General features: G+C 75.2%; 9 protein-coding genes. 6 read left to right on the top strand and 3 right to left on the bottom strand.

Annotated elements, in window-relative coordinates; translation table 11 throughout:
* Positions 1–90 precede the first annotated feature (90 nt).
* Both WDV06_RS34100 and WDV06_RS34095 read right to left on the bottom strand, forming a co-directional pair.
* Entirely contained in the window at positions 91–2370 is a 2280-nt protein-coding gene (locus WDV06_RS34100; RefSeq protein ID WP_395513696.1) for an ATP-binding domain-containing protein, read from the bottom strand.
* On the bottom strand, positions 2367–3350 hold the full coding sequence (locus tag WDV06_RS34095) for an aldo/keto reductase (RefSeq protein WP_395513695.1): 984 nt from the start codon (positions 3348–3350) through the stop codon (positions 2367–2369). The genes WDV06_RS34100 and WDV06_RS34095 overlap by 4 nt, the downstream gene beginning before the upstream one ends.
* Positions 3351–3459: 109 nt before the next feature.
* On the opposite strand from WDV06_RS34095, the gene WDV06_RS34090 reads away from it, so the two are divergent.
* On the top strand, positions 3460–4509 hold the full coding sequence (locus tag WDV06_RS34090) for an LLM class F420-dependent oxidoreductase (protein WP_395513694.1): 1050 nt from the start codon (positions 3460–3462) through the stop codon (positions 4507–4509).
* A 193-nt stretch (positions 4510–4702) separates the two neighbouring features.
* Positions 4703–5485, top strand: coding sequence for a ferritin-like domain-containing protein (locus WDV06_RS34085; RefSeq protein ID WP_395513693.1), 783 nt, complete (start codon positions 4703–4705; stop codon positions 5483–5485).
* Positions 5486–5505: 20 nt separating this feature from the next.
* Here the strand turns inward: WDV06_RS34085 and corA are convergent, their stop codons facing one another.
* Positions 5506–6498, bottom strand: coding sequence for a magnesium/cobalt transporter CorA (gene corA, locus WDV06_RS34080; protein WP_395513692.1), 993 nt, complete (start codon positions 6496–6498; stop codon positions 5506–5508).
* A 51-nt stretch (positions 6499–6549) separates the two neighbouring features.
* Between corA and WDV06_RS34075 the strand changes: the two genes are divergently transcribed.
* The 4 genes from WDV06_RS34075 to mshC all read left to right on the top strand — a co-directional run bounded on the left by WDV06_RS34075 (position 6550) and on the right by mshC (position 10072).
* Positions 6550–7257, top strand: a complete 708-nt coding sequence (locus tag WDV06_RS34075) for a histidine phosphatase family protein (RefSeq protein ID WP_395513691.1) — start codon at positions 6550–6552, stop codon at positions 7255–7257.
* Between the two features lie 74 nt (positions 7258–7331).
* Complete coding sequence (locus tag WDV06_RS34070; protein ID WP_045951302.1) at positions 7332–7922, top strand: DUF3090 domain-containing protein; 591 nt, start codon at positions 7332–7334, stop codon at positions 7920–7922.
* A gap of 5 nt (positions 7923–7927) precedes the next feature.
* The gene (locus WDV06_RS34065) at positions 7928–8722 is read left to right on the top strand and encodes an SCO1664 family protein (protein WP_395513690.1); all 795 of its coding nucleotides are present in this window, start codon (positions 7928–7930) and stop codon (positions 8720–8722) included.
* 120 nt (positions 8723–8842) lie between these two features.
* Complete coding sequence (mshC, locus tag WDV06_RS34060; RefSeq protein ID WP_395513689.1) at positions 8843–10072, top strand: cysteine--1-D-myo-inosityl 2-amino-2-deoxy-alpha-D-glucopyranoside ligase; 1230 nt, start codon at positions 8843–8845, stop codon at positions 10070–10072.
* Positions 10073–10215: the final 143 nt, after the last annotated feature.

The raw sequence follows: 10215 nt of genomic DNA, 5'->3' as shown, positions 1-10215 counted from the left end.
CCCCCCCCCCCCCCCCCCCCCCCCCCCCCCCCCCCCCCCCCCCCCCCCCCCCCCCCCCCCCCCCCCCCCCCCCCCGCTTCGTGCGGGCGCCTACGCCTGCTCCTGCTGGGCGGCCGCCAGGGTCCGCAGCAGGGCCGTGAGCCGGGTCGTCCGCGGCTTGGGCGGCACCTGGGCCACCGCCTGCGCCAGCGCCTGCTCGACTCCGTGCACCACCGACAGGTGCCGCTCGGCCCGCCCGAACGCCGTGTACACCCAGTCCCGGGACAGGGTCTGCGCCGCGTCCCCCGGCAGGACGACGACCACCGCCGGCCAGCGCGAGCCGACGGCCTGGTGCGCCGTCACCGCCCACCCGTGCCGCACCCGCGACTCCACCCGGTCCTGCGGTACGACGATCCGCGCGCCGGCCGCGTCCAGGTGCAGCCCCTCCGCGTCGGCCGACACCACCCGGGCCGGGACCGCCCGCCCGGGCGCGGGCACGTGCACGACCCGGTCGCCGGGGTCGAAGCCGCGGAACCGGCCGGGGCCCGGGTTCAGCCGCTCCTTGAGGGCGGCGTTCAGCGCCCGGGTCCCCGCCGGGCCGCCATGGCCCGGGGTGACGACCTGCACGGCCTCCGCCGGGACGCCGAAGGCACGCGGCACGGAGTCGGCCACCAGCTGCACGGTGCGGTGCACGGCCTCGCCGGCGTCGCGCACCGGCACGATGACGACCTCCTTGCCGGGGGCGTCGACCTGGTTCAGCTCCCCGATCCCGATCCCCGAGACCAGCTCCCCGATCGGGCCCGGGTCCGGGGTCCGGGACACCACGTGGGGGAAGGCGCGGGCGGCCAGCACATCGGCGAACACCCGGCCGGGCCCGGCCGAGCCGAGCACCCCGGGGTCGCCGGAGAGCACCAGCCGGGCCCCGTCCGGCACCGACTCCACCAGGGCCGCCGCCGTGCCCACGTCCAGCTGCGGGGCGTCCAGCACCACCAGCAGGTCCAGTTCGAAGCGGCCGTCCGCGTCCCGCCCGGGGCCCTCGGCCCCCGCCAGCAGGTCCGCGACGGTGACGGCGCCGGGCGCGGGGGCGTGCGCGGCCAGGACGGTGCGCAGCCCCAGCTCGCGGGCGGCCGCCGCCAGGGCCAGGGGTTCGGCGCGGGCCGCCTCGCCGCCGGAGTGGGTGACCAGGCCGGCGCCGGCCGCGGCCCGCACCAGCTCGGCACCGGGACCGGACGCCGCCGCGGACCAGTCCGCCGGGGCGGTGAAGGTGGCCGCGAGCCGGGCGAGGCCGTCGGCCAGGCTCTCCTCGGCCAGGGCGTGCTCCTCCAGGCCCACGAGGACGCGTACGGGCTGCTCCTCGTCCTCCGCGACGGGCTCGCCCAACGGCTCGTGGAACACCAGCACCGCGCCGTCGCCGATCGCCGCCTCCACGGTCCCGGCGGGGTCCGGCACCCCGTACTGGGCCAGGGCCTTCTCCAGCACCGGCGCCTCCAGGGCGGTGTGCCCGCGCTCGGCGGCCCGGGCCAGCAGCCAGTCCAGCAGGGCGGCGCCGCGCCGCGCGTCGGCGGGGCCGGCCGCCGGGCCCAGCAGGGCCTGCGCGAAGCCGTCCGCCTGCGTCGGGCGCACCCCGGGCACGGCCAGCAGCAGCCAGGGGTCCTCGGCCAGCCGCTCCGCCGCGCCCTCCCCGAGGGCCTCGGCGGCCGGCCCGGCCAGCGCCTCCGGGGCCCCACCCCGCGCGAGCACGGCCCGCACGGCCGCGACGTCCCCGACGGTCCGGGCCGGGGCCGCCTGCGGGCGGGGCTGCGGGGGAGCGGGGGCCGCCGCCCGGCGGGGTGCGGCCGGCGCCTCGTCGAAGGTCGGCACGGGTGCCTTGGCCCCGCTCTCCACGGCCCGTACGGCGGCCAGCAGGTCGGCGGCCCGGCCGCTGAGCTTGCCGCCGGCGTCGACGGGATGCTCCCGCTCGGCCTTCCGCCGCGCGATCCGCTCCCGCTCCACCCGCTGCGCGGCCAACTCGGCCTGCGCCTCGCTCAGCCCGCCGGCCCCGGCCCCGCCCTCCGACTCCGCCCCAGCCTCGGCCCCGGTGTCGGTCTCGGCCCCGGCCTCCGGCTCCGCCCCGGCCTCCGGCTCCGGCCCGGCCTCGGCCCCGGTGTCGGCCCCGCCCTCGGTCTCGGCCCCGGCCTCCGGCTCCGCCCCGGTGTCGGCGTCGGCCTCCGGCTCCGCCCCGGTGTCGGCGTCCGGCTCCGCCTCGGCCCCGGTCTCGGCCTCCTGTTCTGCCCCGGCCCCGGCCTCGGTGTCGGCTTCGGCCCGTTCCTCCCGGGGGGAGGGTGCGCCGGAGGCCTCCGGGTCCGTCCCGGGGGGTGTGGCCTCGGGGGTCGTCTCGGGGTCCGTGCTCACAGGGTGCTCCAGTCCTGGTCGGGGTAGCGGTGCACGGGGGCGGACACGTCGTCCAGCGCCCGGCGGATCTCCTCCGGAAGACTAAGCGCCTCCACCGACAGTGCCGCAGCGAGCTGCGCCGACGTACGGGCGCCGACGATCGGGGCGGCGACCCCGGGACGGTCGCGGACCCAGGCCAGGGCCACCTGGAGCGGGGTGACCGCCAGGCCCTGCGCGGCCGTGACGACCGCGTCCACGATCCGGCCCGCCGCCTCGTCCAGGTACGGCTCCACGAAGGCCGCCAGGGAGGCCGAGGCGCCCCGGGAGTCCGCCGGGGTTCCCTCGCGGTACTTGGCCGTGAGGACCCCCCGGCCCAGGGGGGAGGAGGGGAGCAGGCCGACGCCCAGGTCCAGGGCCGCCGGGAGGACCTCCCGTTCGACACCCCGCTGGAGGAGGGAGTACTCCATCTGCGTCGAGGCCAGCCGGGTCCGCACCCCCGGCGCCGCCAGCTGCCAGGTCGCGGCCTTGGCCAGCTGCCAGCCGCTGAAGTTCGACACCCCCGCGTAGCGGGCCCGTCCGCTGGCCACCGCCAGGTCCAGCGCCTGGAGGGTCTCGTCGAGGGGGGTCTCCGGGTCGAAGGCGTGGACCTGCCACAGGTCCACGTGGTCGGTGCCGAGGCGGTCCAGCGAGTCGTCCAGGGCGGACAGCAGGTGACCGCGCGAGCCGTTGAAGCGCCGGTCCGGGTCCGGGACGCTGCCCGCCTTGGTCGCGATGACCAGGTCCCGGCGGGGTACCAGGGAGCCCACCAGCCGCCCCAGGAGGTACTCCGACTCCCCGCCGCCGTACACGTCCGCCGTGTCGACCAGGGTGCCCCCCGCCTCCCAGAACGTCTTCAACTGCTCGGCGGCGGCTTCCTCGCCGGTGTCGCGGCCCCAGGTCAGGGTGCCGAGGCCGATCCGGGAGACGCGCAGTCCGGTGCGGCCGAGATGCCTCTGCTCCATGAGCGCTGAGACTACTGGGGCACTGCCGCGAGGCCGTCGGGCGCGCTAGAGTCCCTGCCCAGACCCACGTTACTGAGCGGTAAACCGGCACATCGTTAGGGGACGACACATGCGGCTCGGCATCAATCTCGGCTACTGGGGTGCGGGCATGGACGCCGACAACCTCGCCGTCGCCCAGGAGGCCGACCGCCTCGGCTACGACGTCTGCTGGGCGGCCGAGGCCTACGGCTCCGACGCGGCGACCGTCCTGGCCTGGGTCGCCGCCCAGACCGAGCGCATCGACGTCGGCTCGGCCATCTTCCAGATCCCGGCCCGCCAGCCCGCCATGACGGCCATGACCGCCGCCACCCTGGACTCCCTCACCAAGGGCCGCTTCCGCCTGGGCCTGGGCGTCTCCGGCCCCCAGGTCTCCGAGGGCTGGTACGGCGTCAAGTTCGACAAGCCCCTCGCCCGCACCCGCGAGTACGTCGAGATCGTCCGCAAGGCCATGAGCCGGGAGCGCCTCAGCCACGACGGCGAGCACTGGACCCTGCCGCTGCCCGGCGGCCCCGGCAAGCCGCTCAAGCTGACCGTGCACCCCGAGCGCCCGCACATCCCGCTCTACATCGCCGCCATCGGCCCCAAGAACCTGGAGCAGACCGGCGAGATCGCCGACGGCGCCCTGCTGATCTTCCCGGCCGCCGAGCACCTGGAGGAGACGGCCCTGCGCCCCCTCCGCGCGGGCCGCGCCAAGGCCGGGCTGACCATGGACGGCTTCGACGTCTGCCCGACCGTCCCCCTGGCCGTCGGCGACGACGTGAACGCCCTCGCCGACATGTTCCGCCCCTACACCGCCCTGTACGTCGGCGGCATGGGCAGCGCCAAGCAGAACTTCTACAACCAGCTCGCCCAGCGGATGGGGTACGAGAAGGAGGCCGCCGAGATCCAGGCCAGGTACCTGGGCGGCGACAAGGACGGAGCGGCCGCGGCCGTCCCGCACTCGCTGATCGACTCCACCACCCTGCTCGGCTCCGTGGAGCGCATCGCGGACGGGATGCGGGCCTACGCCGACGCCGGGGTCACCACCCTCACGCTCGCCCCGGCCGGATTCACCCTGGACGAGCGGCTCACCGCCCTGCGGGCCGGCACCGAGGCGCTGGAGCGGGCCGGGCTGGCGTAGCGACGCCCCCGGCGAGGGGCTCAGCGGCCGTGGTGGGGGCTCGGGGGTCTTCCCCGCCACGGCCGACACAGCCAACAACGCGCGGGCCGCCCCCGGGGTTACGCCCCGCGGGCCGGGCGGAGTTTTCGTTCATTCGGCCGAGCGGGGCGACCCCTCGGTTGCCCGCCCGACCCATCCGCATTTGACTCGTTCCATGCTCTCCGCACGCAGCCTGTTCCGGGAGATCGTCGACCACGACGACTCCTTCCAGCTGTTCTGCTCCATCGCCGCCGGCGGGGAGTCGCAGGGCGGCTGGGAGAACGCCAGGATCGCCGCCCTCGTCCCCGACACCATGCGCGACCTCGCCCCCAAGATCGTCCGGCACGGCGCCGACGAGGACAAGCACGGCCGGATCTTCCGCGCCCTGCTGCGCAAACGCGGCCTGCCCGCCGTCCCCGTCCCGCCCGAGACCGACTACACGATGCTCCTCGAACGCCGCGGCATCGGCCTCGCCCACGACAAGCTGCTCCGCGAGATGCCGCTCGACGAGGAGGACGTCATCGTCTACCTCGCCCACAGCCGGGTCACCGAACAACGGGCCGCCGAGCAGATGGACATGCTGCTGCGCCACTTCGGCGACCACCCCGAGGTCGGCAAGGCCGTCAGGGTGATCAGCCACGACGAGGCCAACCACCTCGCCTACTGCCACGAGGAACTGCTGCGCCTGGCCCGCGCGGGGCATGGCCGGACCATCCACCGGGTCCTGCGCGAGAGCGCCCTCGCCGAGATCGCCGTCTACCGGGACGTCAGCCTCGCCGTCATGGACCACATGGGACGGCTGCTGCGCTGGCCCGCTCCCAAGGCAGCCGCCCTCGCCGCCGGCATCCGCGCCACGTACGCCTACGAGCGCTTCAGCGGCTGGCACCGCATGATCGGGCTGCGCCCGCCCGAGCGCACCGACCCCCTCGGCGGCCGGCCGCTGCCCGCCCCGGCCTGAACCGGGCCGCCGCACGCCCGCTACAGCCAGCCGCGCCGCTTGAACATCCGGTGCAGCCCCACGCACAGGCCGGCCATGAGCACCAGCACCGCGGGATAGCCCCACACGTGCCTGAGCTCCGGCATGTGGTCGAAGTTCATCCCGTAGATCCCCGCGACCATCGTCGGCACGGCCGCCATGGCCGCCCAGGCCGAGATCTTGCGCATGTCGTCGTTCTGCCGGACCCCCATCTGCGCCAGGTGCGCGGCCAGCGCGTCCGACAGCAGCCGGTCCAGGCCCTCGATGTACTCGTTCGCCTTCGTCAGGTGGTCGGCGACGTCCCGGAAGAACGGCTTGGCGTGGTCGTGCACGAAGGGCACGGTCCCGAAGGCGAGCCGGTCCATCGGCTGGAGCAGCGGACTCGTGGCCCGCCGGAACTCCAGCACCTGCCGCTTGAACCCGTAGATCCGCGCCGCGGTGTTCTTGGTGTCCGCCGTCTGCGGGGCGAAGACCTCCGCCTCCAGCTCCTCCAGGTCCGCCTGGAGCTCGGCCGCCACCTCGATGTAGTGGTCCACCACCGCGTCGGACACCGCGTACAGCACCGCCGTGGGCCCGTGCCGCAGCACCTGCGGCTCGTGCTCCAGCCGGCGGCGCACCGCGGCCAGCGCGGCCCCCTCGCCGTGCCGGACGGTCACCACGAACGAGTCGCCGATGAACAGCATCAGCTCGCCCGCGGTCACCCGGTCCGCGTCGTCGTCGTACAGCACCGGCTTGAGGACGACGAACAGGGAGTCGTCGTACACCTCCAGCTTCGGCCGCTGGTGCGCGGTGAGCGCGTCCTCCACCGCCAGCCCATGCAGCCCGAACTCGCGGCTGACGTGGTCGAACTCCTCCTCCGTCGGTTCGTACATGCCGATCCACAGAAAGGCGTCACCGACCGCGCGCGCCTGTGCGAGGGCCTCCGAGAGGTCCCCCGGGGCCTCGGAGCGCCGGCCGTCCCGGTACATCGCGCAGTCCACAATCACCCGGCGCATTCTTCCCCCACCGAGCCCCGGCCGCACCCCGGCACCCCCTAGGCTGCTCCCATGGCCACGCTGATCCTCGTACGACACGGGCGGTCCACCGCCAATACCGCCGGGCTGCTCGCCGGCTGGACCCCCGGGGTCGCCCTCGACGAGCGCGGCGCCGCGCAGGCGGCCGCGCTGCCCGGACGGCTCGACGGCGTGCCCCTCGCGGCCGCCGTGTGCAGCCCGCTCCAGCGCTGCGAGGAGACCCTGGCCCCGCTGCTCGCCGCCCGCCCCGGCCTGCCCCTGCACACCGACGAGCGCATCGGCGAATGCCACTACGGCGACTGGTCGGGCCGCAAACTCTCCGAACTCGCCGACGAACCACTCATGAAGATCGTCCAGCAGCACCCCTCGGCCGCCGCCTTCCCCGGTGGCGAGTCCCTGCGCGCCATGCAGCACCGCGCCGTGGACGCCGTCCGCGAGTGGAACGCGCGGATCGAGGAGGAGCACGGCTCCGACGCCGTCTTCCTGATGTGCTCCCACGGCGACGTCATCAAGTCCGTCGTCGCCGACGCCCTCGGCATGCACCTCGACCTCTTCCAGCGCATCCACGTCGACCCGTGCTCGGTCACCGCGATCCGCTACACCCCCAGCCGGCCCTTCCTGCTGCGCCTCGGCGACACCGGCGACCTCGCCCCCCTCATCCCGGCAGCGGCGCCCCCCGCGGAGAACGCGGCCGAGGGAGGCGGCAACGCCGTCGTGGGAGGCGGCGCGGGCGCGGCCTGATCGGGCGGCGCAGTAGGGTGGCAGGGCCAACACAGTGCGCAGCCCTGCCCCCGCCCCAGACTTGGAGACCGGTCGTGCCCCGTCAGGTGTTCCTTTACGACCCGCCGGACCGCTTCGTGGCGGGCACCGTCGGTCTGCCTGGACGTCGCACCTTCTTCCTCCAGGCCTCCCAGGGACCCCGCGTCACCAGCGTCTCCCTGGAGAAGACCCAGGTCGCCGCGCTCGCCGAGCGGATGGACGAGCTCCTGGACGAGGTCGTCCGGCGGACCGGCGGCAACGCCCCCGTCCCGGCCGTCGCCTCCACCGAGGCCGCCGACACCGCCCCGCTCGACGTCCCCGTCGAGGAGGAGTTCCGCGTCGGCACCATGGCGCTCGCCTGGGACGGCGAACAGCAGCGGATGATCGTCGAGGCCCAGGCGCTCGTCGAGCTCGACGCCGACTCCGAGGAGGACCTCGCCGAGGCCGAGGAGCGGCTGCTCCAGGACGAGGAGAACGGCCCGCCCATGCTGCGCGTCCGGCTCTCCGGCGCCCAGGCCCGGGCCTTCGCCAAGCGCGCCCTGGACGTGGTCAACGCCGGCCGCCCCCCGTGCCCGCTGTGCAGCCTCCCCCTGGACCCCGAGGGGCACGTGTGCCCCCGCCAGAACGGGTACCGGCGCCAGGTGTGAGCGCCGTGACCCCGATAGAGGAGCTGCTCACCCGCGGCGAGCTCACCGTCCGCGGCCGGATCGCCGAGGCGTCCAACGCCGTCCTGCTGTGCACCGCGACCTACGGGGGCCGCACCGCGGAGTGCGTCTACAAGCCCGTCAAGGGCGAGCGGCCGCTGTGGGACTTCCCCGACGGCAACCTCGCCCGGCGTGAACGCGCCGCCTACCTCGTCTCCGAGGCGACCGGCTGGGGGCTCGTGCCCACCACCGTGCTGCGCGACGGCCCGTACGGAGAGGGCATGGTGCAGCACTGGATCGACGCCGGAGAACAGCCGGAGCCGCAGCTCCTCGCCCTCGTGGAGGGCGAGGAGGCCGGCGAGGGCTGGAAGGCGGTCGCCCTCGCCGAGGTGGGGGAGGGCCGCACCGCCCTGCTCGTCCACGCCGACGACCCCAGGCTGCGCCGGCTCGCCGTGCTCGACGCCGTGATCAACAACGGCGACCGCAAGGGCGGACACCTGCTTCCCGCGCCCGACGGACGCCTCTACGGGATCGACCACGGTGTGACCTTCCACTCGGAGGACAAGCTCCGCACCCTGCTCTGGGGCTGGGCCGGGGAGCCGCTGACCGGCGAGGCGCGCTCGGTGCTGACCTCCCTGGAGGCCCAGCTGGCCGAGGACGGCCCGCTGGCCACCCGGCTGGCCGAACTGATCACCCCCGTCGAGCTGGCCGCCGTACGGGCCCGTGTGGCGCTGCTGCTGAGCAACGGGACCCATCCGAAGCCCTCCGGGCAGTGGCCCGCTATCCCCTGGCCGCCCGTCTGAGCAGGGCGGGCGCCCGGATGCGGCGAACGCACAGATCCAGCCGGAGCACAAGGGTGCTGATCAAGCCAACAGTGCTGCTCGCATTCGTTTCCGGAACAGTCGTCCGGTTAGGCTCGAAGCATGCATGCCTGGCCCGCTTCTGAGGTCCCCGCCCTGCCCGGCAAGGGCCGCGACCTCCAGATCCACGACACCGCGACCCAGGGGACGGTCACCCTCGACCCCGGTCCCGTCGCCCGCCTCTACGTCTGCGGCATCACGCCGTACGACGCGACCCACATCGGTCACGCGGCGACCTACAACGCGTTCGACCTCGTCCAGCGCGTGTGGCTCGACAACAAGCGCCAGGTCCACTACGTCCAGAACGTCACGGACGTGGACGATCCGCTCCTGGAGCGGGCGCTGCGCGACGGGCACGACTGGACCGAGCTCGCCGAGCGCGAGACGGCCCTCTTCCGCGAGGACATGACCGCCCTGCGGATGCTGCCCCCGCAGCACTACATCGGGGCCGTCGAGGCCATACCCGGCATCGTGCCGCTCGTCGAACGGCTTCGCGATGCCGGCGCCGCGTACGAGCTCGACGGTGACATCTACTTCTCGGTGGAGTCCGACCCGCACTTCGGCGGGGTCTCGAACCTCGACGCCCAGGCGATGCGGCTGCTGTCCGCGGAGCGCGGCGGCGACCCGGACCGCCCGGGCAAGAAGAACCCCCTGGACCCGATGCTGTGGATGGCCGCCCGTCCGGGCGACCCGAGCTGGGACGGCGCCTCGCTGGGGCGCGGCCGGCCGGGCTGGCACATCGAGTGCGTGGCCATCGCCCTGGAACACCTGGGCATGGGCTTCGACATCCAGGGCGGCGGCTCCGACCTCGCCTTCCCGCACCACGAGATGGGCGCCTCCCACGCGCACACGCTGACGGGCGAGTTCCCGATGGCCAAGGCGTACGTCCACGCGGGCATGGTCGCCCTGCACGGCGAGAAGATGTCGAAGTCCAAGGGCAACCTGGTCTTCGTCTCCGCCCTGCGCCGGGCCGGGGTGGACCCGGCGGCGATCCGGCTGGCGCTCCTCGCGCACCACTACCGGGCGGACTGGGAGTGGACCGACGCCGTCCTCGCGGAGGCGGAGGCCCGCCTGGCCCGCTGGCGCGCGGCCGTGTCGCGTCCGGACGGCGTCCCGGCCGATGCCCTGGTGGAGGAGGTCCGCGAGGCCCTCGCCAACGATCTGGACGCCCCTGCCGCCCTCGCGGCGGTGGACCGCTGGGTCGAGGCGCAGCTCGCCTCCGACGAGACGGACGAGACGGCCCCCGGCCTGGTCTCCCGCACCGTGGACGCCCTCCTGGGCGTCGCCCTGTAGTCCCGGGGCGGGGCGGGGACGGGGCGCCGCTGCGCGGAGCCCTCTCCCCGCCCCGCCCTTTCTCCGTTTCCGCCTCAAACGCCGGCGGGGCTGTCAACAGCCCCCCCCGCGGTTTTGGCGGGGGGGGTGGGGGGGGGGCCCGG

It is taken from the genome of Streptomyces racemochromogenes, from assembly GCF_044129415.1.
Classification (GTDB): Bacteria; Actinomycetota; Actinomycetes; order Streptomycetales; family Streptomycetaceae; genus Streptomyces; species Streptomyces racemochromogenes_A.
Note: the sequence above shows the minus strand (reverse complement) of the source record. Positions and strands in the feature narration are given on the sequence as shown.